At 49.8% G+C, this 25,100-nt stretch carries 23 protein-coding genes, 1 tRNA gene and 1 pseudogene; 17 read left to right on the top strand and 8 right to left on the bottom strand.

Translation table 11 applies throughout. The annotated features are described in order from the left end of the window. Nucleotides 1–69: 69 nt before the first annotated feature. Entirely contained in the window at nucleotides 70–777 is a 708-nt protein-coding gene (gene sfsA, locus PRUB_RS02855; protein WP_010383452.1) for a DNA/RNA nuclease SfsA, read from the bottom strand. 81 nt (nucleotides 778–858) lie between these two features. Here sfsA and pepB point away from each other — a divergent pair, with 81 nt between their 5' ends. Beyond that, entirely contained in the window at nucleotides 859–2,154 is a 1,296-nt protein-coding gene (gene pepB / locus PRUB_RS02850) for an aminopeptidase PepB (protein ID WP_010383451.1), read from the top strand. A 42-nt stretch (nucleotides 2,155–2,196) separates the two neighbouring features. Here the strand turns inward: pepB and PRUB_RS02845 are convergent, their stop codons facing one another. The 5 genes from PRUB_RS02845 to gpmM form a co-directional block, all read right to left on the bottom strand. After that, nucleotides 2,197–2,616: a CBS domain-containing protein gene (locus PRUB_RS02845; protein WP_010383449.1), complete on the bottom strand. Its 420-nt coding sequence runs from the start codon at nucleotides 2,614–2,616 to the stop codon at nucleotides 2,197–2,199. A gap of 284 nt (nucleotides 2,617–2,900) precedes the next feature. Then, nucleotides 2,901–3,662, bottom strand: coding sequence for a divergent polysaccharide deacetylase family protein (locus PRUB_RS02840; protein WP_010383447.1), 762 nt, complete (start codon nucleotides 3,660–3,662; stop codon nucleotides 2,901–2,903). 9 nt (nucleotides 3,663–3,671) lie between these two features. Next, complete coding sequence (locus PRUB_RS02835; protein ID WP_010383445.1) at nucleotides 3,672–4,892, bottom strand: S41 family peptidase; 1,221 nt, start codon at nucleotides 4,890–4,892, stop codon at nucleotides 3,672–3,674. Between the two features lie 38 nt (nucleotides 4,893–4,930). Next, nucleotides 4,931–6,067: a murein hydrolase activator EnvC family protein gene (locus tag PRUB_RS02830; protein WP_010383444.1), complete on the bottom strand. Its 1,137-nt coding sequence runs from the start codon at nucleotides 6,065–6,067 to the stop codon at nucleotides 4,931–4,933. Nucleotides 6,068–6,070: 3 nt separating this feature from the next. Next, nucleotides 6,071–7,615, bottom strand: a complete 1,545-nt coding sequence (gene gpmM / locus PRUB_RS02825) for a 2,3-bisphosphoglycerate-independent phosphoglycerate mutase (protein WP_010383443.1) — start codon at nucleotides 7,613–7,615, stop codon at nucleotides 6,071–6,073. 264 nt (nucleotides 7,616–7,879) lie between these two features. Here gpmM and PRUB_RS02820 point away from each other — a divergent pair, with 264 nt between their 5' ends. From PRUB_RS02820 to gpsA (PRUB_RS02795), 6 genes and pseudogenes are all read left to right on the top strand, one after another. After that, nucleotides 7,880–8,311, top strand: a complete 432-nt coding sequence (locus PRUB_RS02820) for a rhodanese-like domain-containing protein (protein WP_010383442.1) — start codon at nucleotides 7,880–7,882, stop codon at nucleotides 8,309–8,311. Nucleotides 8,312–8,319: 8 nt separating this feature from the next. Beyond that, on the top strand, nucleotides 8,320–8,574 hold the full coding sequence (gene grxC / locus PRUB_RS02815; protein ID WP_010383441.1) for a glutaredoxin 3: 255 nt from the start codon (nucleotides 8,320–8,322) through the stop codon (nucleotides 8,572–8,574). Nucleotides 8,575–8,644: 70 nt separating this feature from the next. Then, nucleotides 8,645–9,127 carry a protein-export chaperone SecB gene (secB, locus tag PRUB_RS02810; RefSeq protein WP_010383440.1) on the top strand — a complete coding sequence of 161 codons (483 nt, stop codon included), beginning with the start codon at nucleotides 8,645–8,647 and terminating at the stop codon, nucleotides 9,125–9,127. Between the two features lie 3 nt (nucleotides 9,128–9,130). After that, nucleotides 9,131–10,138: an NAD(P)H-dependent glycerol-3-phosphate dehydrogenase gene (gene gpsA, locus PRUB_RS02805; protein ID WP_010383439.1), complete on the top strand. Its 1,008-nt coding sequence runs from the start codon at nucleotides 9,131–9,133 to the stop codon at nucleotides 10,136–10,138. Nucleotides 10,139–10,250: 112 nt separating this feature from the next. Beyond that, nucleotides 10,251–10,400, top strand: a pseudogene (locus PRUB_RS02800) (protein-export chaperone SecB); the annotation flags it as partial. Nucleotides 10,401–10,403: 3 nt separating this feature from the next. Continuing rightward, nucleotides 10,404–11,411: an NAD(P)H-dependent glycerol-3-phosphate dehydrogenase gene (gene gpsA, locus PRUB_RS02795; RefSeq protein ID WP_010383439.1), complete on the top strand. Its 1,008-nt coding sequence runs from the start codon at nucleotides 10,404–10,406 to the stop codon at nucleotides 11,409–11,411. A gap of 237 nt (nucleotides 11,412–11,648) precedes the next feature. Here gpsA (PRUB_RS02795) and PRUB_RS02790 read toward each other — a convergent pair whose 3' ends face one another. After that, a complete protein-coding gene (locus PRUB_RS02790) occupies nucleotides 11,649–12,605 on the bottom strand; it encodes a methylenetetrahydrofolate reductase (RefSeq protein ID WP_010383438.1) in 957 nt (318 codons plus the stop codon). A 301-nt stretch (nucleotides 12,606–12,906) separates the two neighbouring features. Between PRUB_RS02790 and PRUB_RS02785 the strand changes: the two genes are divergently transcribed. The 3 genes from PRUB_RS02785 to PRUB_RS02775 all read left to right on the top strand — a co-directional run bounded on the left by PRUB_RS02785 (nucleotide 12,907) and on the right by PRUB_RS02775 (nucleotide 17,494). Then, entirely contained in the window at nucleotides 12,907–15,780 is a 2,874-nt protein-coding gene (locus tag PRUB_RS02785) for a M16 family metallopeptidase (RefSeq protein WP_010383437.1), read from the top strand. A 202-nt stretch (nucleotides 15,781–15,982) separates the two neighbouring features. Then, nucleotides 15,983–16,804 carry a serine O-acetyltransferase gene (gene cysE, locus PRUB_RS02780; RefSeq protein ID WP_021032726.1) on the top strand — a complete coding sequence of 274 codons (822 nt, stop codon included), beginning with the start codon at nucleotides 15,983–15,985 and terminating at the stop codon, nucleotides 16,802–16,804. Between the two features lie 27 nt (nucleotides 16,805–16,831). Next, on the top strand, nucleotides 16,832–17,494 hold the full coding sequence (locus tag PRUB_RS02775; RefSeq protein ID WP_010383435.1) for a hypothetical protein: 663 nt from the start codon (nucleotides 16,832–16,834) through the stop codon (nucleotides 17,492–17,494). Here the strand turns inward: PRUB_RS02775 and xseA are convergent. Further along, nucleotides 17,491–18,855 (bottom strand): exodeoxyribonuclease VII large subunit, encoded by a 1,365-nt coding sequence (xseA, locus tag PRUB_RS02770; protein WP_010383434.1) that lies wholly within the window; start codon nucleotides 18,853–18,855, stop codon nucleotides 17,491–17,493. The two genes, PRUB_RS02775 and xseA, sit on opposite strands and share 4 nt — an antisense overlap. Nucleotides 18,856–18,986: 131 nt before the next feature. On the opposite strand from xseA, the gene guaB reads away from it, so the two are divergent. The 7 genes from guaB to rimI all read left to right on the top strand — a co-directional run bounded on the left by guaB (nucleotide 18,987) and on the right by rimI (nucleotide 25,081). Continuing rightward, nucleotides 18,987–20,456, top strand: coding sequence for an IMP dehydrogenase (gene guaB, locus PRUB_RS02765; protein WP_010383433.1), 1,470 nt, complete (start codon nucleotides 18,987–18,989; stop codon nucleotides 20,454–20,456). A gap of 184 nt (nucleotides 20,457–20,640) precedes the next feature. Next, nucleotides 20,641–22,215 (top strand): glutamine-hydrolyzing GMP synthase, encoded by a 1,575-nt coding sequence (guaA, locus tag PRUB_RS02760; protein ID WP_010383432.1) that lies wholly within the window; start codon nucleotides 20,641–20,643, stop codon nucleotides 22,213–22,215. A 274-nt stretch (nucleotides 22,216–22,489) separates the two neighbouring features. Further along, nucleotides 22,490–23,131, top strand: coding sequence for a hypothetical protein (locus PRUB_RS02755; protein ID WP_010383431.1), 642 nt, complete (start codon nucleotides 22,490–22,492; stop codon nucleotides 23,129–23,131). Next, nucleotides 23,131–23,961: a hypothetical protein gene (locus tag PRUB_RS02750; RefSeq protein WP_010383430.1), complete on the top strand. Its 831-nt coding sequence runs from the start codon at nucleotides 23,131–23,133 to the stop codon at nucleotides 23,959–23,961. The genes PRUB_RS02755 and PRUB_RS02750 overlap by 1 nt, the downstream gene beginning before the upstream one ends. Nucleotides 23,962–24,115: 154 nt before the next feature. Next, nucleotides 24,116–24,192 (top strand) — tRNA-Trp (locus tag PRUB_RS02745). A gap of 107 nt (nucleotides 24,193–24,299) precedes the next feature. After that, nucleotides 24,300–24,611 (top strand): hypothetical protein, encoded by a 312-nt coding sequence (locus PRUB_RS02740; RefSeq protein WP_010383428.1) that lies wholly within the window; start codon nucleotides 24,300–24,302, stop codon nucleotides 24,609–24,611. Further along, nucleotides 24,608–25,081, top strand: a complete 474-nt coding sequence (gene rimI, locus PRUB_RS02735; RefSeq protein ID WP_010383427.1) for a ribosomal protein S18-alanine N-acetyltransferase — start codon at nucleotides 24,608–24,610, stop codon at nucleotides 25,079–25,081. Before PRUB_RS02740 ends, rimI begins: the two co-directional genes overlap by 4 nt. The last annotated feature ends 19 nt before the right edge of the window (nucleotides 25,082–25,100 follow it).

Here is a 25,100-nt window from a genome sequence, read left to right as displayed (position 1 = left end):
CTTTCAAGCTTAATACTCATTATACTGCACTATTTATGCCGTAAGATCACTGTTGTATAGCGTGCCAGCTTAGTGCGCCGCAAAAGGAAGCGCTTCGGTGAGTATGATTTCCTCGGTTGATACTTTGGCCCGGTAGGCATAGATCTCGACCCCGTGTGCCAGCGCTTCCTCAATCAGTGTGGCGTATTTGCAGTCGATATGAGCGGCTGGTTTAACCTGCTTGATACCGTTGTGCATGACGACAAACAGTAGCACAGCACGCATCCCTTGTTGGCGAGTCTGGATAAGTTCGCGCAGATGCTTTTGGCCTCGTGTGGTCTGGGCATCCGGAAAATAGCCTTGCCCCTGTTCGAGTAGGGTGACAGATTTCACTTCTATGTAGCAGTCTGGTTTGTCCTGGTCCTGAAGTAAGATGTCGATGCGGCTATTCTCTGTGCCGTATTTCACTTCACTGCGTTGTATTTGGTAGCCACTCAGCTCGGGAATGCGGTCCTGTTCAAGCGCTTCTATGGCAACCTTATTGGCCACCGCCGTATTCACGCAGATCAGGTCGCCATCTTGATTTTCTGTCAGTTCCAGCGAGTGAGGATATTTACGTTTCGGATTGTCACTGGTTGAGTAGTAGGCACCAAAGCCAGGGTCAGCACACCCTGTCATTTTACCTGTGTTGGCGCAATGGACGGTGAACTCTTCTTGTGTATCGCTGCGTAAGTCAACCAAAAAGCGTTTATAGCGTTTTAGCAAGGTGGCTTTTGCCAGTGGGGCGTGAAACTTCATAGATTAATCGCATTCATTTGGGGCATTTTGCCCGCTAGTGTACACTGCAAGTAACTAATAAGCGCAAGAGTGAAATCATATATGGCTGACAAATTTATTGTTCGACTGACGGATCAGGCCCCGGCTGCACATTGGGGTGGCAATGCGACTTTATCGTACGATCAGGAGGGTGCGCTGGTGCACCTGAGCGAACACGAGACACTGAAGACCATTCAAAAAGCGGGCCGCAGCGTGGCACAGCAAGGGGTCCTGGCCGTTGAGTTACACGGTGATGCCTGGTGCACTGAATCTCAGTGGGCATTTTATCAGGGGTTTGTAAGCCCGAAGCAACTGGATGGTGTTACCTTCTGTGATAATGCACAGTCTGACCTCAGTGAACTACAGGCACTGAAAACGGCTGCAACCTGGACCCGTCAGATGATCAATGGTACGGCTGAAGACATTTATCCGGAAAGCCTGGCAGGTAAAGCGGCTGAGTTTATTCAGTCACTGGCCCCCGAGCATGTCAGCTACCAAATCATTAAAGGGAACGCTCTGCTTGAACATCAATGGATCGGGATCCATGAAGTGGGCCGGGGCAGTGAACGTCCTCCGGTATTACTGGAGCTGGACTTTAACCCAACAGGCGATGAAGACGCCCCGGTTGCGGCAGCGTTGGTGGGTAAAGGTATCACCTTTGATTCAGGCGGTTATTCAATTAAGCCAAGCGAAGGCATGCTTACCATGAAATGTGACATGGGCGGCGCAGCGACAGTGACAGCTGGCCTGGCTATTGCTATCCAGCGTGGCATAGACAAGCGTATTAAGCTGTTTTTATGCTGTGCGGAAAACTTAATTTCAGGTCATGCTTATAAGCTGGGAGATATCCTGACTTATAAAAATGGTACCACAGTTGAAATTGTCAACACGGATGCGGAAGGTCGTCTGGTACTGGCTGACGGTCTGATGGCCGCGGGTGAAACCGGAGCGCCATTGATTATTGACGCAGCGACTCTGACGGGCGCAGCCCTGGTTGCGGTTGGTCAGGAGTACAATGCTCTGTTTGGCCTGGACAAAGAATTAGTGGGCGAAGTACAACAGTTTGCGCACGAAGAGTTTGAGGCGGCCTGGCCGTTACCACTGGAAAAATGGCACCAGAACAACTGCCCGTCGGCGTACGCTGACACAGCGAACAGCCGCGCACAAAAAGGTGGTGGCTTCGGTGGTGCATCTAATGCAGCGGGCTTCTTGTCTCGCTTTGTGCCCAATGAAGGCCAGGGCTGGGTGCACATCGACTTGGCAGCCTCGTTCCAGAACACAGCAGGCTCGCAATGGGCATCGGGCGCAACAACGTTAGGTATGCGTACGGTAGCACGTACCCTGCAAGCTAAGGCCTGATAGGTCTGAAATGCAAAGAAAAAGCCCCCATCGGGGCTTTTTTTATGACAGTAAGGCGGCGGCCAAACGGACAAAGTCCGATGAGGTCAGAATACCTAACAATTTGCCATTGTCGTCTGTGACCGGCATGCAGCCATGACGGTTATCAACAAAAAACCGCACCACCTCCTGTAAGCTCTGCTGTGGCTGGACACTGGCAAAGTCGGTGGCCATCACTTCAGCAACTTGTTGTTGTTTTTCTTTACGTTCCAGTGCATTGGTGCCGTAGGTGGCAATGATCCCCATCACTTTAGCAATCATGATCTTTTGTGTCAGCATACCAACCAGCATGCCATTGTCGTCTATGACCGGGATATGACGAATGTTCTTTTCACGCATCAGGTTGTGGGCATCATTGAGGGTGTTGGTTTCACTAACCGCCAGCGGATCTGGCGTCATTAAATCGGCAACTGTGGTTAACATAGTACTTCCTTAAGCGAGCATGCTGTTTGAGTTAAGTCTAGCCGACACCGGGCATCAGTGAATGGTCCCAGATCAAATTTTTCTGCCAATTCGCCTCATTAAGGCGTGTCTATCCCGCTGAGGAAAGTCCGTCTCCGGTTATCTTTGCAGTGCTTACCTTTGTACAAGCGTGACGAGAGTTTGCGAGTTTGTCTCCAGGGCGAATCTCAGAATAGCGCGTTTTGAAACGCGCTCAATGGCAGGTTTAAGCGCTGAGATGGGTGATGTATTTATGCCGACTGGCCTTATTCTGAGGTGAGCGGACTACGTTTTACCGCAGCCAGCTGGATGTACTTTTGTTCAACCAGGTGTGACAAAGGAACCAGTTCGAAGCCCTCGTTTGCCAATTCGCCCAGTGCCTCATTAAGAAAGACCCGGGTTTGCGGATAGGGGTGTGCAATCCCGATGGCGTAGCCTTGCTGGCGGGCGAGTGATTTAAGTTCTTCAAACTGTCGACGCAGCGCATCGGGTTGTGTCTGGTTATCTAAAAAGACATGGCGGGCGACATTGGCAACACCATACAAGTTGGCCACATTCTGGGCCTGACTCAGTTCTGTGGTGCGGCTGTCAAGAAAGTACAGCCCGCGTTTTTTTAGTAGCTCCATCGTCCACTTCATTGGTTCGACAGATTGGGTGAGTGCTGAGCCCATATGATTGTTGACGCCTTTGACCTGAGGCAAGGTTGCCAGCGCATGACCTAGCGTAGTTTGCAGCTGCCATTTGCGCATGTCCAGCGTCAGGCCACCAGGTCCAAGGGCTTTGTCTTCAAGCGCCTGCATCGGAATGTGCAACAGCAACTCGCGACGCTTATGACTGGCCTGATAGGCAAAGCGCTGTGAAAACGGGGTGTGTGGTAAAATGGCGTAGCTCAGTTGGCCAGGCAGATCCAGCAGTTCTAAGTCACGTTCATGATATCCAATGTCGTCGATGACGATGGCAATCTGGTTGCCATAGCTTGGTGCCGCGCAGAGAATAAGCACCAAAAAGCTTGTTATAAGTAAGCGCACTATCCTGAATTATTGTTGTAAATTATGGTCTTGTAATAGCTGTTCCGCTTCTTGCCAATGTTTATCTAGGTTGGCAACAAAGGTCAGTCTGACCTTTTTTTCACCAGCCATTATAGCGTCTTTGTCCAGTTCTAAAAGTACTTGTTTACTAAAAATCACATCCGGCTGGATCCCGGTTCCTTCTATGGACTGGCCTGAGGGCGTGAAATAGCGAGCCGTGGTCAGTTTCAGTGCGGTGGTGCCATTGCCTATGGGGATCAAAGACTGAACGGACCCTTTGCCATACGAGCGGTTACCCAAGATCAACGCCCGGCTATTATCTTGTAGTGCGCCAGCCAGTATTTCCGCTGCTGAAGCGGACTGCTCATTGATCAGCACTAACATCGGGGCACCATTGAGTATATCGCCCTGGGCTGCAAAAAAGCGTTGGTTGGCATCATAAAAGCGTCCCCGGGTGCTGACGATGGTGCCGCTTTGCAAAAACAAATCTGAGATCGCCACTGCACTATTGAGTGTGCCGCCGGGGTTATCTCTCAAGTCGATGATCAGGCCCTTGAGTGGTTCTCCCAGGTGGCTATTGAGCATGCTGATATGACGAGCAATGTCGTGATAGCTGTGATTATTAAAGCTGCTTAGCAACACATAACCGATGCCGCCGGGTAACAGCTGGCTGGAGACACTGCGCAGGGTGATCTCCTGACGTCTGAGTGCCAGTGTGACTTCAGTATTGGCGCGCTCTACAGTGAGCTGTATGGTTGAAAACTGGGCTTCTCGCAGTAGTTTAGAGACCTCCGCAATGGATTTGCGTTTCACATCGTGGGTGTTGATGGCCAATAATTTGTCACCGCCCTCAATGCCTGCGGCCTCTGCCGGAGAGCCAGGTAGCGTATCGACAATAACGACGCCATCCTCGACTTCTTCTACCTCAATACCCAGTCCGGTGTAGCGGCCATTGGCTGCGCTGAATAAGGCTTCGAGTTCGTGCTCGTCAAGGAACTTAGAATAGTCATCAAGTTGGGTGAGTAATTCACCAAAGTTGTCTTTTTTTACATGGCTAAGCGGCAGATCTTCCACATAATAGGTGTGGATATGGTAGAGAATTTCGTCGATTTGCTCGCTGGATAGCTGTTTGGCACTAAGCGGTAAACACAGCAAACCGAGCATCAGGCCGAGTGCAAACAGCCAATGCCTGGGGCGGTTTTTATCAGGTTGAACACATGGAGTCATCATATGCTGCTCCTCACTGGGGGGCAGCATCGGTTAGTCAGTTAACTGGATCTGCACCATTTTACTGGATCAACAGCGCTTCCCTTATGCCGTATTTCGAAGTATAGACCAGGATCGGTTTGTCCGCCGCTTTGCCCAACCAGGGCGATGGGCTCGCCTGGCATAACCTGATCGCCAACGTCTTTAAGCAGGGTCTGGGCATGACCGTACAGGCTCATAAAGCCTTCCCCATGATCCAATACGATGACCCAGCCAAATCCGTTCAACCAATCGGCATAGACCACCTGACCCGGTGCAACACTATTAACCGGTGTGCCATTGCTGCCGCGGATCACGACGCCTTTCCAGTTCATACCAACATGTTTACGCTGACCAAACCTGTGTTTCAGACGGCCATCGAGAGGCCAAGCAAGCTTGCCCTTTAACCTTTGTAATCCTTGCAGTTGCGCCACATATTGTTCGGGGCTACTGGCCTGCTCTGAGGCTAAGGTTTCGAGGGTGGAAATTAAGGTTTGCTCGTTTTCTTCAAGGTAAGCGATGGCCGCTTTTGCCTGACTGAGCTTATCATTGAGTTTGGCCAGGTGGGTTTTGCGGGCGTTTTGCGCCAACATTAATTCGTCCCGACGGGCGGTTTGCTGCTCCTGTAATGCAAGCAGCTGTTTCTTTTTACGCTCCAGTTGGGCTCGGTTTTCTGCCAGTTTGGCAAACACCGATTTGAGGGCTTCGAGCTGTGCGATACGCGCCTGGTTAAAGTAATCGTAGTAACTAATAGTGCGCTCTAATGCTGCGGCATGTTGCTGGTTCAACAGCATTTTTGAGTAATCGTGACTGCCTGTGACATAGGCACTTTTGAGTTGTGCGGCGAGCAGCCGTTGTAAGCGCTTTTTTTGCAGCTCAAGCTGCTCAGCTTCGCGTTTTAGCGTGTATTGCTGTTGTTTGTTTTCGCTGATCCCTTGTTCGGTGAATGCCAGTGCCTTGGCACTTTTGGCTATCTCCAGTTCAAAGGATTGCAGGGTGCTTTTGAGTGCACTAAAGCTGGCTTGTTGTTGTTGATAGGCGGCCTGACTCTTTTTGAGCTCAGCCTGCACCGCAGCCAGATCGGCTTTGGTGCGGGTTTCATTTGCCTGCCCAAGTAAAGGCAGCAAACAGACCGAGATTACAGCAAGCGTATGGCGCATAAATTACTTCAGCAGCATGACGGGAGAACCAGTCATTTCCTCTGGTTGTGCCATACCCAGCAGGTGTAACATAGTCGGTGCGACATCGCTGAGGGTTTTACCGGTTTGTGGCTGTGCATCGCGGCCGATATAGATGAAAGGTACAGGCTCGCTGGTATGTGCCGTGTGGGCCTGGCCCGTTTTACTGTTGACCATTTGCTCGGCATTACCGTGATCGGCTGTGATCAGTGCTTCACCACCAACTTCTTCTAAAGCTGCAACAACGCGGCCAATACACGCATCGACGGCTTCACAGGCTTTCACGGCAGCATCAAATACGCCGGAGTGACCGACCATGTCACCATTTGGATAGTTACAGATGATCACGTCGTGTTCGCCACTGTGAATGGCGTCAATAAGTGTGTCGGTCAGTAAGGCCGAGTTCATCTCAGGCTGCAAATCATAAGTAGCAACTTGCGGTGATGGGATCAGCTCGCGCTTTTCGCCTTCAAAGAGGTCTTCACGACCACCACTGAAGAAGAAAGTCACATGGGCATATTTTTCAGTTTCAGAAATGCGCAGCTGCGTTTTATTGTGCTTGGCTAACCATTCGCCTAATACATTGGTGAGCTTCTCCGGCGCAAAGGCGATAGGGGCATGAATGTCGGCAGCATACTCTGTCATCATCACAAAACCACTCAGCACTGGCGCTTTTTGTTTGTTGAAGCCATCAAAATCTACATCCACAAAAGCCCGGCTCATTTGGCGAGCGCGGTCAGCACGGAAATTGAGGAAGATCAGCGTATCGCCATCGTTGATGGCGGCTGCTTCCTGGCCCTCTGCGGCAATCACAGTGGCGTTAACGAATTCGTCGTTTTCATCGCGCTCATAAGCGGCGTTCAAGGCACTGACACCATCGGCAAAACGGTGCTCAGCCTGGCCACAGACCATCAGGTTATATGCGGCTTCAACACGCTCCCAGCGGTTATCGCGGTCCATGGCATAGTAACGACCTACAATTGACGCCAGACGACCACAGCCCAGCTTGGTGAAGAGCGCTTCAATACGCTCAATAGAAGCCTGTGCACTGCGAGGAGGGGTATCACGACCGTCCAAAAAGGCGTGGAAGTAAACCGCTTTGGCACCGCGCTTGGCTGCCAGCTCGATGGCAGCAACAATGTGATCTTCGTGACTGTGTACACCGCCTGGGCTCAGTAGTCCCATCAGGTGGACCGCCTTACCGGCAGCAACTGCTTTGTCGATGTTGTCAACCAGTGCGGGATTATGCTCAAACTCGCCATCATCAATGGCTTTAGTAATACGGGTAAAGTCCTGATAGACGATACGACCGGCACCGAGGTTGACGTGGCCCACTTCTGAGTTACCCATCTGACCATCTGGTAATCCCACATCCAGGCCTGAACCAGAGATCAGCGTACGCGGACGTGTTTGCCATAGTTCATCTAATACCGGCGTGTTGGCTGCCAAAATAGCATTGCTCTCAGCATCTTCGCGGTATCCCCAGCCATCTAGGATCATTAATACCAGAGGTTTTTTCTTCACAGTCATTTGGGCTCCTGAAACGTGCACGAAATCTGGCCATAGGATACCCTGTTTTATATGAATATTCAGCCCTCTGGGCGTGATTTATCCTCAACCACTTTAAAATTCACATGAGCCATTGGCTAGGGGGGGCACTCTGCTTTGCTAAGTGCTGTAGGGGGATTGAGCTGTGCCAGTGGAATGAGCGATTACGTCACAGATGTTTGTACCAGCGCCCGTAAGAAAGTATACTCGCGAGCAATTTCATTTTCCCGGTTGGATAAGAACAATATGGAACAATACATCGAGTTTTTAGGCAGAAACCCCATTCTCAGCATCATCTGGCTGGTTTTAGCAGCTATGTTGGTCTCTAGCTGGTTGAAAGGCATGTTTTCTAAAATCCGTCAGATCAATCCACAACAGCTCACTATCCTGGTGAACCGTCAGGAAGGTCAGGTGTTTGACATGCGTGCAGTGAAGGAGTTTAACGGTTCGCGCATCGCGGGCAGTGAGCACATGAATGTGGAAAAAGCCAAACAAAATGATTTCGCAGGACTTGAAAAGTTCAAAACTAAGCCCATTATACTGGTGTGTAACACCGGCATGACCGCCTCTGGCATTGCCAGCAATATGTACAAAGCGGGCTTTGAGCAAGTATACGTTTTGTCGGGTGGTTTTGGTGCCTGGCAAACAGCCGGTCTGCCAACCGCCTCGGGTAAATAGGAGTAAATATGAGCCAAGTTGTTATTTATACAAAGGATTATTGTCCTTACTGTCATCGCGCTAAGGCGTTGCTGGATAGTAAAGGTGTCACATATACCGAGTACGATATCGGCGCGCAACCCGAGCTGCGTGAAGAGATGATCAGTAAAGCAAATGGCGGTCATACTGTGCCGCAGATTTTCATCAAAGAGCAGCACATTGGTGGTTGTGACGACATGATGGCACTCGAAGCACAAGGTAAGCTGGACGCATTACTGAAATAATTTTTGGCATCCCGGGTACCACCCGTGATGCTGCCCCACATTAAATAAAGACGAATAATTAGGAAGAACAATGACAGAGCAAAACAACGCAGCTGCTGCAGAAGAACAACAAGGTCCACAATTTAACATTCAGCGCATCTATACCAAAGACGTGTCTTTCGAAACGCCTAACTCTCCGGCTATCTTCCAGAAAGAGTGGACACCTGAAGTAAAACTGGACATGGACACGCGTTCTGCCAAGCTGGACGAAGGTGTATATGAAGTTGTTCTGGCACTGACTGTGACTGCGTCATTGGGCGAAGAAACCGCATTCCTATGTGAAATCCAGCAAGCAGGTATCTTCTCTATCGGTGAACTGGAAGAGCTACAAATGGCACATATGCTTGGTGCATTCTGCCCGAACATCCTGTTCCCATATGCACGTGAAGCGGTATCTGGCCTGGTTAACCGTGGTACTTTCCCACAATTGAACCTGGCACCAGTTAACTTTGACGCGCTATTTGCTCAGTACATGCAGCAACGTGCCGCGCAAGAGCAAGCTGCTGACGCATAAGTGATGAATACAGCACATTCAGCTGTGACCGTATTAGGGGCGGGGTCGTATGGCACCGCCCTTGCTATTTGTTTTGCCCGCAACGGTCACCAGGTTACTCTTTGGGGACGTGACAGCACTGCCATCGCGCAGTTAGCCAGCTCGCGTCAGAATGCCCGTTATCTGCCAGACATTGATTTCCCAGCTTCATTGCAGCTGGAAGCTTCACTGACCAAGGCCGTTCAGGCCAGTCAGCTGGTCCTGGTGGTGGTGCCCAGTCATGCGTTCGCGCAAACTCTGGAGGCAATTAAGCCACACTTGTTACCTGGAACCAAGGTCGCCTGGGCAACAAAAGGGCTGGAGCCAGATACCGGTCGGTTGTTGCAGGATGTTGCGCTGGACGTACTCGGTGAGCAGGTTCCGCTGGCTGTTTTGTCCGGGCCAACCTTTGCAAAAGAAATGGCGGCCGGGTTACCCACCGCGATTTCAGTGTCATCTCGTTGTGAAGCATTCAGAGGTGAACTGGCTAAGCTGCTGCATTGTGGTCGCTCATTCCGGGTGTACAGCAATGATGACTTTATCGGTATCCAGTTAGGTGGTGCAGTGAAAAACGTCATCGCCATTGGTGCGGGCATGTCAGATGGTTTTGGCTTTGGTGCCAATGCCAGAACAGCCTTGATCACCCGTGGCCTGGCGGAGCTCTGCCGGCTGGGGTTATCGCTGGGTGCTCGGTCTGAAACCTTTATGGGAATGGCGGGACTGGGCGATCTGATCCTGACTTGTACTGACAACCAATCCCGTAACCGACGCTTTGGTCTGGCGCTGGGTCAGGGTAAAAACGTTGAAGAAGCCATGCAGAGCATTGGCCAGGTGGTTGAAGGATATCGCAACACCAAAGAAGTATACTTGCTGGCAAAGCGTACCGGCATTGAAATGCCTATCACGGAGCAGATCTATCAGGTGCTGTATCAACAAAAAGACGTCAAAGAAGCGGCCATGGCACTGCTTGGCAGAGAGCAAAAGTCCGAATAATCTGATGTCTGAAAATAAAAAAACCGAGCCAGTGTGCTCGGTTTTTTATTGGTTCCAAATTATACCAATTTGCTTAATTAAGTGTTTTATTTTGAGGCGAGAAAATAGGGGCATCCTGTTCCCATATGCACGTGAAGCGGTATCTGGCCTGGTTAACCGTGGTACTTTCCCACAATTGAACCTGGCACCAGTTAACTTTGACGCGCTATTTGCTCAGTACATGCAGCAACGTGCCGCGCAAGAGCAAGCTGCTGACGCATAAGTGATGAATACAGCACATTCAGCTGTGACCGTATTAGGGGCGGGGTCGTATGGCACCGCCCTTGCTATTTGTTTTGCCCGCAACGGTCACCAGGTTACTCTTTGGGGACGTGACAGCACTGCCATCGCGCAGTTAGCCAGCTCGCGTCAGAATGCCCGTTATCTGCCAGACATTGATTTCCCAGCTTCATTGCAGCTGGAAGCTTCACTGACCAAGGCCGTTCAGGCCAGTCAGCTGGTCCTGGTGGTGGTGCCCAGTCATGCGTTCGCGCAAACTCTGGAGGCAATTAAGCCACACTTGTTACCTGGAACCAAGGTCGCCTGGGCAACAAAAGGGCTGGAGCCAGATACCGGTCGGTTGTTGCAGGATGTTGCGCTGGACGTACTCGGTGAGCAGGTTCCGCTGGCTGTTTTGTCCGGGCCAACCTTTGCAAAAGAAATGGCGGCCGGGTTACCCACCGCGATTTCAGTGTCATCTCGTTGTGAAGCATTCAGAGGTGAACTGGCTAAGCTGCTGCATTGTGGTCGCTCATTCCGGGTGTACAGCAATGATGACTTTATCGGTATCCAGTTAGGTGGTGCAGTGAAAAACGTCATCGCCATTGGTGCGGGCATGTCAGATGGTTTTGGCTTTGGTGCCAATGCCAGAACAGCCTTGATCACCCGTGGCCTGGCGGAGCTCTGCCGGCTGGGGTTATCGCTGGGTGCTCGGTCTGAAACCTTTATGGGAATGGCGGGACTGGGCGATCTGATCCTGACTTGTACTGACAACCAATCCCGTAACCGACGCTTTGGTCTGGCGCTGGGTCAGGGTAAAAACGTTGAAGAAGCCATGCAGAGCATTGGCCAGGTGGTTGAAGGATATCGCAACACCAAAGAAGTATACTTGCTGGCAAAGCGTACCGGCATTGAAATGCCTATCACGGAGCAGATCTATCAGGTGCTGTATCAACAAAAAGACGTCAAAGAAGCGGCCATGGCACTGCTTGGCAGAGAGCAAAAGTCCGAATAATCTGATGTCTGAAAATAAAAAAACCGAGCCAGTGTGCTCGGTTTTTTATTGGTTCCAAATTATACCAATTTGCTTAATTAAGTGTTTTATTTTGAGGCGAGAAAATAGGGGCGATAACCAGACAAAAATTTGTGAACCTATGTCTAAGGTATAAGGTTCTAAATGAGAAATTTTTAACGCCGTTAGCGTCCTATTTGCTCCTTCAAATAGAACAGGTATTAAGTGAAATTGGTACTATTAAGCGATCTGCTTTTCCGCCAGCGTCAGCTCCATGGTGGCCTTGAGCAGGCGATACAGGTTGATAGACGCATCGATCTCTTCTTTGCGGTTCGTCAGGCTTTCTATGTTCAGTCCCAGCGGAACATCCAGGTGAGCACAACTACGCAGAATTGAATCCAAATTCTCACGACAAATGCGGATTGATTCACTCAGGGTATTATCTGCATCCAGCATGCGCCATTTGGTTGCTTCAGGCACCGAAATGCCCAGCCATTCCATAAATTGCAAGGTTTTCTCACCGCCGCACGGGGTGAAAGTCAGGATCAGCCGCTTAGGTGCAATGCCTTGCTGTTTGCAGGTGCGCGCATAGCTGGTGATCAAGTCTATGGTGGCTTGTGCATCATAAACGGCCTGAGAAATAAAGAACTCGCAGCCCTGGGTGGTTTTTTCAATCAGTCGCTCGTGCTCATTGCGCTTTGATGCATGGCGCTCCGCAATGGTAACCCCACCGAGGAAAAAGTTTTCTTCGTGCTGGGCCAGCGCCTGATACGCTTCTGGCAGTGGTAAATTGATTTTACCTTGCGAAGACGGCGAGCCAACCAGTACTAAGTTATTCAGACCAAACTCTTGTTTAGCGGTGCTGAGCCACTGGTTAAATTCAGCGCTGTCACGTTGCGCCACACTTTTATAGGTGATGACGTCCAGCTTTGACAAAGACTTGACCAGGCGGCTGTATTCACAGGGGTCAACCGTTTCTTTAAACGGAAAAGGACGAGGCACATTGGTGCGACTGCTTTCGTCCTGAATGTCGTAAATGATGACACCGTCGTATTCAATTTCGTGCAGACGGTCGAGCAGCTTAGTGGCAATACGCTCAACTTTGTCTTGCTCCGTACCGGATTTGGGCGGAGTCGTACCAATCAAATATACCCCTTGGTTCGGGTCTAAGATTTTCTCTTGTAGTGATAACGCCATGATCTTGGCTCCGGCAAAAATTCAGTTTCTGGGATCTAATATAGCAGCCATTTAGACGTCTAGATAGATTTTTTTCTTGAAACAAATTCAATATCCATGAAATTCTTTCATATGATTTTGCACCTTTGGAGCAAGCCGTTGTTTTGCCGATAGCTTTATCTGGGTCAATCCAGTTCATATTTTTTTACATAAAATGAGCGCGTAAAGATGAATTCAAACGGGATTGCGGCATAATTGGGAACGATGCGCCTCACTCGAGCGAGGCCAAAAATAATAATCACTACAGATTTAAGGGAAGCATATGAAATTTAAACTACTGGCGACCAGCCTGGCGGTGTCACTGGCACTGGCCGGGTGCGTAACCTCTCAGCAATCGACTGAGCAGACGCCAGGCCAAGTTCAGGCCCAGGCAAGTAACAAGGTGTTTGCGCAGGACTATGTCCTGGAAGAACTGGATAATGGCCTGCGTGTCATGGTGGTGAAAACCGATTATCCAGATGTCGTTTCACTACAGATCCCCGTGTCTGTCGGTTCGCGCAACGAAGTTGAACCGGGTCGCACCGGATTTGCGCACTTTTTTGAGCACATGATGTTTAAGGGCTCAGAGAAATTCCCTCAAGATGTGTATGCCGACATTCTGAAAAACTCAGGTGTAGATAACCGTGCTTACACTACCAATGATTATACTAACTACCATCTGAACTTCTCTAAAGAGCACCTGGACAAGGTTTTAGAGATCAAAGCGGATATCTTTCAGAACCTGAGCTACAGCGAGTCTCAGTTCCGCACCGAAGCCTTAACGGTAAAGGGCGAATACCTAAAGAACAACGCCAGCCCTATCCGTAAGCTGTTAAGTGCGGTGCGTAAAGAAGCGTTTGATAAACATACCTATAAGCACACCACGATGGGCTTCTTCGAAGATATCGAAGCCATGCCCGATCAGATGGCGTATGGACAGGTCTTCTTTGAACGATTTTATAAGCCGGAATATGTCTCGATTGTGATTGTCGGCGACGTGGATCCACAGGAAACCATGAAGATGGTTAAAAAACACTGGGGTGGCTGGCAGCGCGGCAATTACGTTGCTGATATTCCGGTTGAGCCAAAGCAGCAGCAAGCCAGATACGTACATGAGCACTATGACGGTTTGCCGGGTCATTGGCTCTTGGTCTCATACAAAGGCACAGCGTGGGAGCCGCAGAAAAAAGATCGCGCGGCACTGGATTTGATCTCACAACTGTATTTCTCTGAAAACTCAGAGCTGTATCAAGAGCTGGTAGTCGATAAGCAAATTGCCAGTCAGATGTTTACCTACAATGCCGAGACCAAAGATCCGGGTCTGCTGCATGTCTTTGTGAAGGTGAATGAAGAAAGTGACCTGGCCGTCGTGCGTGATGCCATTAACCGTACATATGCGACTGCGCGCACTGAGCTGGTCGACAGCGACAAACTCGCAGCACTTAAATCTAACCTTAAATACAACTTTGCGAACGGGCTGGACTCATCACAGGCGATTGCCAGCATGCTGGCGGAGTACATGCATTTTGAGCGCGATCCGGAAGTGATTAACACGCTGTATGCGACCAGTGATTCTGTGAGCGCCGAAGACATTCGTGATGTTGCTAACCGTTATTTTGTCGACAGCGGTCGTACCACAGTGACCATGTCTGATCTGACCGAAGTGGCGGGTTTCGACAAAGAAGTTGAGCTGGATAACCTGGTTGCCCAACTCAGCCAGCCAAAACAACAATATTTCTCAGTACTGGACAACACCAATGCATCACCGCTGGTGGATGTAAACTTGTTGTTCTACACCGGCGCGGCGGCCGATCCGAAAGGGAAAAAAGGCGTCGCAGCACTGACCGCAGCCATGATTGCTAATGGCGGCTCGCAGAGCAAGTCGTATAAAGAAATTCAAAAAGCACTCTATCCGATTGCGGGAAGTTTCGACTATCAGATCGACAAAGAAATGCTTTCTTTACGCGGCCGGGTGCACAAAGACAATGCGGCACAGTGGTATGCGTTAGTCAGTGAGCAGTTACTCAACCCGGGTTTCCGTGAAGATGATTTCAAACGTCTGAAAAAAGAGATGATTGACAACATCAAGGCGGGCCTCAAGGCATCTAACGATGAAGAACTGGGTAAAGAAGTGCTTTACCACAAGCTATATCAGGGTCACCCGTATGAGAGCTACAACCTGGGCGATTTATCGGATCTGGAAGCACTGACACTGGATGATGTAAAAGCCTTCTATCGCAGCGAGTTTACGCAGGCTAAACTAAATGTCGGTATCACAGGTGCGCTCGATGATAAGCTTAAAGCGCGTATGCTAAGTGACCTGGCTCAACTGCCTAAAGGTGAGGCGTCTCGCCTGACTATTCCGGATGCACCGGCACTGACTGGCCGTCACGCGACCATCATTGAAAAGAGCGCTAAATCAACAGCGGTCTCCTTTGGCTTCCCCATTGATACCATCCGCAGCAGCAAAGACTGGACTGCACTGTGGTTAGTACGTTCTTACTTTGGTGAGCACCGTAACTCGAATGCCTATCTGTTCCAGCGTATTCGTCAGGTGCGAGGCATGAACTATGGTGATTATGCTTACATTGAATATTTCCCGCGTGGTATGTTCCAGACTAAACCGGATGCGAACCTGGGTCGCTCTGAGCAAATTTTCCAGGTGTGGCTGCGCCCGTTGCGTTCAAATAACGATGCGCATTTCGCCACGCGCGTCGCGCAATATGAGTTGGATAAACTGATCAATGACGGTATGACTGAGGGTGACTTCCAGGCAACGCGTAACTTCCTGAGCAACTTTGTGCCTCAGATGGTTGCCAGCCAGGACCGTCAGCTGGGTTATGCACTGGATAGCCAGTTCTATAACACCGATGAGTTTGTCAGTTATGTGCGCAACCAGTTGGCATCTTTGACCGTCGAAGACGTGAATCGGGTGATCCGTGAAAACCTGCAAAGTGACAATATTCACTATGTGTTTGTTACGGGCGATGCGGCGGATATGAAAGCGCGTTTGGCTAATCAGACAGAGTCGCCAATGCACTACAACGCCGAAAAACCGCAAACGCTTATAGATGAAGATAAGCACATTGCCAACTACAAGCTGGCTATCCCTGCTGCGAACATCGACGTGATGAACGCAGAAGCGGTATTTAAGTAACACCAGAGTGGAGTCCCATCGGGACTCCTTGCTTGCTCAGGCGGATCTGTGATCCGCCTGCCTTTCATCCATCCCCAATTCGCTGTTTCGGGTTATAATTAATAACAAATTGATGCAAGAAGCATTTGACTATCACTGCTAATTTACGCATTTGCAGGGTAAGATAGAAAAAGGCCTTGGAATAATTGAAATAGTGCAGTTTATGAGACACGAGATCTGGCAAAAGCTTCGTCAGGAAGCAACCGAATTAGTAGACCGCGAGCCGCTGCTCGCCAGCCATGTTTACTCAAGTATTTTAAATCATGATTGTCTGGGCGCAGCATTGAGCTTTATTGTTGCCAACAAGCTGGCAGACGCCGTGGTATCGGCATTTACTATTCGTGAATTGTTTGATCAGGCCTTTGTGGATTGTGATCGTATGTTGACTCATGTGGCGCATGATATAAAAGCCGTTAAAGATCGTGACCCGGCGGCCGATAGTTACCTTAACGTTATTTCAAACCTTAAGGGCTTCCATGCAATACAAGCACACCGACTCGCACATTGCTTATGGCGACAAGACAGAAAAGAGCTCGCCCGTTTTGTCCAAAGTCGTTCATCCGAAGTATTTGGTGTTGATATCCATCCTGCTTGTAAAGTCGGCCATGGCATTATGTTTGACCATGCGACTGGTATAGTCATAGGTGAAACAGCCGTTATAGAAAACAACGTCTCAATCTTGCAGTCGGTAACCTTAGGGGGAACCGGTAATGAGCAAGGCGACCGTCACCCTAAAATACGCGCAGGCGTATTGATAGGTGCTGGGGCAAAAGTACTGGGCAACATCGAAGTGGGCGAGGGGGCACGCATAGGTGCAGGCTCCGTGGTCCTTAAAGCAGTCGATCCACATACAACGGTGGTCGGTGTGCCTGCCAAGGTTGTGGGTAATCCGCCTTGTGCCTGCCCGGCCGAATCCATGGATCAGAACTTTCTTGATGAAGATTTGATTGCCCGTAACGAATCTCACACCAGCGCGATGCTCTAGCATCTGATCGACTTCAGGGCGGGGCAGATGGATAACCTAGGCCAGAAAGTGTGCTGGATGCTATTGGGGGCGGCGATTGCTGCACCGCTGACCTGGTGGGCTGCAACCCCTATCTCTGCTCCACTGACAGAATACGTGGAGCCCGATTCGCCCCGGATTCAACAGACATCTTCCTCTTTGCCAGATACGCTCTCTTACAGAGAATCCCCCGACAATGCGCAAGACAAGGCTGAACTCATTGCATTGCAGCAACAGGTTCAGCAGTTACAAGGGGAGCTGGCGCAGGCTCAGGCACGTGTCGACTCGGTGTCTGAGTCACCGACACAGCATCAGCAAACGGCATCGTCTAGCAACATCAATCGTCAACTGGCGGATATTTTTCGCACGGAAGCTCGTGACCCTGTGTGGGCCGGCGAACTTGAGTTACAGCTCGGTGATTTTCTTTATACCAGTGACTTAAGTACTTACTTCGCATACGCCAGCTACGGTTGTAAGCGCCATGTGTGTCAGTTAAGTTTTGTACCGCGCAGCCAGGACGTAGATGCCATGCAATGGCAGCGCCTTAACGACAGCCTCTTCAACAGCCCCTGGATAACACACTTTAAGGTCAGCTCGGCGCAGCAAACTGCGCAAGGGATGCAAGTGCATTTGAGCACAAAAAGCATCCGTCAATTGAACACAGAGTATTAATCGTTCTCTTTGTTGTCAGTGTGGGGGTGAAGCTTTAGCACTTGTGTCTGTACGCGACCATCATGCAACTCCGTCATCAGCACGTCACCAACGGCCACATCCTGGGTTGATTTGACGACTTGCTCACCTGATTTGGTAATGCTGTAGCCACGAGACAATACCGCCAATGGGCTGACGCTATCGAGTCTGGCTGCCAGTAAAGCGAGTTGTTGCTGGTGTTGCTGTTGCGATGTTTGCATCGCACGTGTGAGCTTGTCTTTCAATCCATCAAGGTGTTGGCTGGCATAACGCAGCTTTTGCTGTGGGTGGAATTGTTGTAAGCGGTGTTGTGCCAGTGAAACCCGGCTTTGTGCACGGTGCTGCTGGTGGCTAATTGCCCGGTGCAGGCGGCCACTCAATTCATCTACTTTTTGTGCCTGTTGCATTAGCTGCGTTTGCGGGTGTTGCAGCAACAGGCGCTGATGTGCATTGTGCAATTGCTGCGCTTGCTGAGCCAGGTAACGCTGCATGGCACCTTCAAGACGCTGTTTTTGTTGACGTAATTGAGCCAAAATCTCTGCCCCATCGGGGCTGACCAGTTCTGCAGCAGCGGAAGGGGTGGGGGCACGCAGATCGGCTACATAATCGCTGATGGTGGTGTCGATTTCATGGCCGACGGCACTGATCACCGGCAGCTGGCTGGCAAATACTGCTCTGGCCACAGTTTCTTCATTAAAGCACCAAAGATCTTCGAGCGAACCACCACCACGGCCGACGATCAACACATCCACTTCATTACGGCGATTGGCGAGGGCGATTTGTGCGGCAATTTGCAGGTGGGCCTCCTGACCCTGCACTTGAGTCGGATAGATCACCACTTCTAGCTGGGGGGCGCGACGTTTCAGAACTGACAAAATGTCTCTGACTGCGGCCCCGGTTGGTGAGGTCACGACACCCACCCGGTTTATACGTGCAGGCAATGGTTGCTTATGCTGGCTGCTGAACAAGCCTTCACCCGCCAGGCGTAGTTTGAGGGCATCGAACTGCTGCTTTAATAAGCCTTCGCCTGCCGGTGCCATGTGTTCAACGATGATCTGATAGTCACCGCGGGGTTCATACACGGATACGCGAGCCTGGACCAATACCTGCTCACCGTTTTGTGGTCGGTAGCGGCAGTAGCGGTTGTTGCCGCGCCACATGGCGGCTTTTACCTGCGCTTTGTCATCTTTTAAAGAGAAGTACCAGTGCCCGGATGCCGGCGCAACAAAGTTAGAGATCTCGCCGGTCAGCTGTAAAGAAGCGAACCCCTGTTCCAGCAAACTGCGGATCTCACGATTCAGGCGTGAGACCGAATAAACTTTTTCTTGTTGTGGCAACGACATACTCAGCTCCATAAAAAATTCACGCACACTCTAACATATTTTTGCTAAATTTTATTTACTCGCATAAGGAACGCTGATAAAATGCGCACGCAATTCCTTATACTCAGTTTCACTTGAGAGATGCCGCACACATGCTAAGAATTGCAAAAGAAGCCCTTACCTTTGACGACGTACTTTTAGTACCAGCTCATTCGACTGTTCTACCACACACTGCGAACTTAAAAACACGCCTGACTCGTGGTATTGAACTTAATTTGCCATTAGTTTCTGCCTCTATGGACACAGTAACTGAAGCACGCCTTGCAATTGCTCTTGCACAGGAAGGTGGCATCGGATTCATCCATAAGAACATGACCATTGAAGAACAAGCGCGCAATGTACGTAAAGTAAAAGCGTACGAAGCGGGGATTGTTTCTTTCCCTGTGACTGTGACCGCGGACAAAACCATTGCTGATACACTGGCACTGGCTGAAGAAAACGGTTTTTCAGGTTTCCCTGTGGTGGGTGAGAACAACCTGCTGGAAGGCATTATCACCAGCCGTGACATGCGTTTCGAGACCAAACTAGATCAACCTGTTTCATCTGTGATGACACAAAAAGCGGATCTGGTAACGGTAAAAGAAGGCGCATCACGTGAAGAGATCCTGGGCCTGATGCACGAGCACCGCATTGAAAAAATCTTAGTCGTTGATGATGCTTTCAAACTGAAAGGTATGATCACGGTTAAGGATTACCAAAAAGCGCAAGAAAAGCCAAATGCCTGTAAAGACGAGCAAGGCCGCCTTCGCGTAGGTGCTGCTGTGGGCGTAGGCGCAGGTACCGACGAGCGCATTGAAGCTTTGGTTGCTGCGGGTGTGGATGTACTACTTATCGATACGTCACATGGCCATTCTCAGGGGGTTATCGACCGTGTTAAGGCAACCCGTGAAGCGTATCCGGATCTGCAAATTGTGGCGGGTAACGTAGCAACAGCTGACGGCGCAATCGCATTGGCTGACGCTGGTGTAGATGCTGTTAAAGTGGGCATTGGTCCAGGTTCAATCTGTACTACACGTATTGTAACAGGGTGTGGTGTTCCTCAAATCACAGCAATTTCAGATGCCGTTGATGGTCTGAAAGGGCGTGACATTCCGGTTATCGCTGATGGTGGTATTCGCTTCTCAGGTGACATTGTTAAAGCACTGGTTGCTGGCGCATCGTGTGTCATGGTGGGATCAATGCTGGCCGGTACTGAAGAAGCACCAGGTGAAGTTGAACTGTATCAGGGCCGTTACTACAAGTCATACCGTGGTATGGGGTCACTGGGCGCGATGAACCAAAAAGAAGGCTCATCAGACCGTTACTTCCAGAAGAGTAACTCAGCTGAAAAACTGGTACCAGAAGGCATTGAAGGCCGTGTGGCTTACAAAGGCCCAATCGCCACCATTATTCATCAGCAAGTGGGCGGGATCCGCAGTGCCATGGGCCTGACAGGATGTGCCACTATTTTGGAACTGAACACTAAACCGCAGTTTGTCCGCGTGACTTCGGCGGGTATGGGTGAGTCGCACGTCCACGACGTACAGATCACCAAAGAGGCTCCAAACTACCGCATGGGCTAATCCCGGCGGGCTAAAAGTGGGCTGGCGGTTGCCGGCCCTTCTTAATTTTAGTGTCTGCCTTTATCTGGCGGATACAAATAATCAAATACAATGCGTTGGGCAGGCAAACTTGCCCGGCCATTTAGGTAAAGTATTTTTCTTATGCTTTACTAGTTTTATCGCTTCCTAACAAACGAGATTATCAATGAGCAAAGACATCCATGATTCCCGTATTTTGATCTTAGATTTTGGTTCTCAATACACTCAATTGATCGCCCGCCGCATCCGTGAGATCGGCGTTTACTGTGAGCTATGGGCCTGGGATGTAACCGAGGAGCAGATCCGCGAATTTAACCCGCAGGGTATCATTCTGTCTGGTGGTCCTGAGTCAACGACTTTAGAAGGCAGCCCCCGCGCTCCAGAATATGTGTTCAACGCAGGTGTGCCTGTGCTTGGGATTTGTTACGGCATGCAAACGATGGCGTCACAGCTGGGTGGTAAGGTACACAGCTCAGATAAGAAAGAGTTTGGTTACGCGAAAGTTGAAAAAGTCGGTAACTGTGCCTTGTTCGAAGCGATTGAAGACCACATCGAAGACGGTATTGGCAAACTGGACGTATGGATGAGCCACGGTGACAAGGTCATCGAGATCCCAGAGCAGTTTATTACGTCTGCAAAAACAGACACGTGCCCGCACGCTGCTATGTCTTGGGAAGAAAAACGTTTCTACGGTGTGCAGTTCCACCCGGAAGTAACACACACGCAACAGGGTCTGCGCCTGCTTGAGCGTTTTGCGACGGATATCTGTGGCTGTGAAAAGCTCTGGACGCCGAGCCAGATTATTGAAGATGCGGTTGCTCGTATTAAAGAGCAAGTGGGTGACGATGAAGTTATCCTGGGTCTGTCAGGGGGTGTTGATTCATCTGTGGTGGCGATGTTGATCAACCGTGCTATTGGCGACAAGCTGACATGTGTATTCGTTGACAATGGTCTGCTTCGTTTGAATGAAGGCCAGCAGGTCATGGATATGTTCGGTGATAAATTTGGCCTGAACATTGTCAAGGTGGATGCTGAAGATCGCTTCCTGGATGCACTGAAAGGCATTGATGATCCGGAAGACAAGCGTAAGGCGATTGGCCATACTTTCATTGAAGTATTCGACGAAGAAGCCGGCAAACGTGTTAACGCAAAATGGCTGGCACAGGGCACCATCTATCCGGACGTGATCGAATCTGCGGCATCAGCCACAGGTAAAGCACATGTGATTAAGTCTCACCACAATGTAGGTGGTTTGCCGGAAGACATGGAGCTGGGTCTGGTGGAGCCGCTGCGTGAGCTGTTTAAAGATGAAGTACGTAAGATTGGTCTGGAGCTGGGCTTGCCGTATGACATGCTATATCGCCACCCGTTCCCGGGTCCAGGTCTGGGTGTACGTGTGCTGGGCGAGATCAAGAAAGAATACTGCGACCTGCTGCGTCGTGCCGATGCTATCTTCATCGAAGAGTTGCATAAAGCCGACCTGTATCACAAAGTGTCACAGGCTTTCACTGTGTTCCTACCGGTGCGTTCAGTAGGCGTTATGGGTGATGCGCGTAAGTACGACTGGGTTGTCTCTCTGCGTTGTGTAGAAACCATCGACTTTATGACGGCGCGTTGGTCACACCTGCCATATGAGTTCCTGGGTCAGGTGTCAAACCGTATCATCAACGAAATCGACGGCATTTCTCGCGTAGTATATGACATCTCAGGTAAACCACCTGCGACGATTGAGTGGGAATAATTCCCGCCAGATCGGTAGACATATCATCTATGAATAAAAAGAACCCACTGTAAAAAGTGGGTTTTTTTACCTCTAAAAAACCTCTCTGTAGCAATCAGCCAGCGGCACTAAGGCAGGTCGCTGAATGTGTTGTTACCCATCTAGATGACGTGAATGATTCACTAACCTGACAGGTTAACGTCGGAACAACGAAACTGGTAAGACGTTGTTGTGCTCTAATATGTGCAAAGATACAGAGTGAGCTGATTGTTCAATGTACTGGGAGGTCTATGAAATGCAGTATCTAAAAGTAGTAGCCGGACTATTAGGTGTCTGGTTGGTGATATCAATCGCTTTAACTCTCTATCATGGTGAACTGGTGCGCAGTATGCCAGGTGTGCTGGGAATAGATTCAGCTGCTATGAGTACGGTTGCTGTGTCAAAAGCGGAGTTGGATCAGGTGTTTGACCAGATCCGTGAGCATATGCTGCAAAGCAACGCCTGGGGGAATCGCTATAGTACAGCAGATAAATTGCTGGCCTGGGTTACTATCTTATGTTCGGCTATTATTGCTTTTCTGGCAGGTCTTTCGGGTCAGGCTCAGAGTTTATCGGACAATCAGAATCCCAATGCAACAGACAGTCAGGCGCTTAATGTGTCGGATGATCAAAGTCCTCATGTATCAGATGCTCCGTTGGGTGTAGGAACCGGTAACAGACCTCAACGGTACGTTAAATTGATAGGCTGGGTCGCGGCAATCAATGCGGTCTGTGTTGTACTTAATAGTCCTATACAGGAGCAAAAAACCGCTTCATATCAAAAGGCGGACAGGCTTTTAACGCTCTTAATATCCACACGTAAAGCAATATTGGAATCGAATGATCCCATTGAGCAGAGTAACTTATTGGATAAACTTCGTCTTGAGGCGCAGCGGTGATGGGGAAAACGATTGTACTGTGTTTAACTATGATGTTGGCGCTTGCTTGCTCTAAGCCGTTTGATCCTGTTGAGTATTATGGGCTTGAGTTAACCCGGGAAGAAAGAAGCCTGATCGAGCTGTCTATTGATAAATTGAATCAGCTAATTCCCCCCCAAAAGCAGCTTAATTTGTATCTGTTTGACACGCAGTTGCAAGCGGATGGTGTTGCGATACTCTGGGTTAATGATACTAACTTGGCTCATAGCCCTACTGATATGATGTTTGTTCTGAGTGGGTGTGCCTGTGTTGTAATCCAGCCACAGGTTTTTTTGCAATGGCTGGATACTCAGGCCGCTGGCACAGCACAAAGAAGAGGTAGCGAAATATTGAGCTATTTTATCCTGCATGAACTTGGCCATCTTGACCGGGGGCATGCTGGTCGCGCAGCGTCTGTTGACACTGACTATTATAATCGTGACGAGAATGTGCAGAAACATCGAGAGCAAGATGCAGATAATTTTGCTTCAGAGTTACTCAAATCGCATTTGGGTGAAGGAGGCAGTTGGCAGCGCAGGCAGATCGCTATGGATATCCAGTTAGCATTGGGATTTCTCTCGTTTGATTTGCAGGGCAAACGGATCATTGATAATTTTGCGTGCAGTGCATTGAACGCCCCTTGTGCCTTTCATGACATGGGAGATACGCATCCGAATTTAGAGCTGAGACTTTTAAGAGCAAACTGCAACCTGGATGATGCCTATTGCGATCTCTTGCGAGATTACGAGGAAAGACGACATTCAGATGGCGTTTTCTCTGATGCCATTCTCTATGATGGTCGCGGCATGTAAGCTGGATGCCACACTAAGTGTGTCGTTTTTAAGCTAAAACTGGGTGAATAGGGTCACTACTCGCCCTTTTTGTTGATAAAAGCAGCAAACAATCAGAAAGTTGATTTTTTTTCTTTACCTTTTCAATTAGCTCATTATAATGCGTCGACATTGCAGGGGCGTAGTTCCAATTGGTAGAACAGCGGTCTCCAAAACCGATGGTTGCGGGTTCGAGTCCTGCCGCCCCTGCCACTTCTTTATTTATTCCTTAGTAATTCCCTTATTTAACACAATTCAGATTGCAGTCGTTGCACGCATATTCTAGAATCCTCAGCATTTAATTTTTCCGGTATTTTTGCATGCATGCAGCTCAGGCTCAGTTACTTGGTGTAATGCCACTTAAACTCAAATCTGCTTTTGATCCCAACCCACAGCCTGGTGCGCCTGTGTCTCAGCCTGTGGAGCAAGCCGATGTTGGCCTGACGCTCAGCGTGCGGTTGCAACAGGATATCTGTGCAGCAGCCAATGCCAGCGAACTTACTGTCGTTGCAGGCGATACCATCAGCTGGACGTGCCACGCACAGCAGGCACACCTGGTTATACCGGATACGCAGCTAAGTGCGACGCAAAAGCGGGCATTGTGGCAGCAAATCTGGAGTGGGCAATCATGACCACCTCTATCAGACCTGATCACCTTGCTGCTTTGCCATTGCAGCAGGTTATGGATATTGAACAGGCCTGCCATACGCACCCCTGGACCAGCAAGACCATGCAGTCGTGTTTGAGTGGTCGTTACTTCAATGCGGCCCTGTATCGGGATGAGCAGCTGGTTGGCTTTTATGTGGGTGAGCGAGCGGGTCCGGACTTCACGCTGATGGACATCTGTATCACGCCTGCTTGTCAGGGGCAGGGCCTCGCCAGTCAGTTGTTGGCGCATTTCATGGCACGCTGTGAGCAAGACCGTGCCGAGAATATCTTTTTAGAAGTGCGCGTCGGCAATGAAGCTGCCATTGGCTTATATCACAAGGCGGGTTTTACTGAGATGGGTGTGCGTAAAAACTACTATCCTAGCGCGGATGGCAAAGAGGATGCGTTGTTGATGGGGAAAGTGCTGTTTGACCCTGAACTCATGGATCATTAAGTACATTTGCTTGCAAAAC

Source organism: Pseudoalteromonas rubra (genome assembly GCF_000238295.3).
GTDB lineage: Bacteria > Pseudomonadota > Gammaproteobacteria > Enterobacterales > Alteromonadaceae > Pseudoalteromonas > Pseudoalteromonas rubra.
Note: the sequence above shows the minus strand (reverse complement) of the source record. Positions and strands in the feature narration are given on the sequence as shown.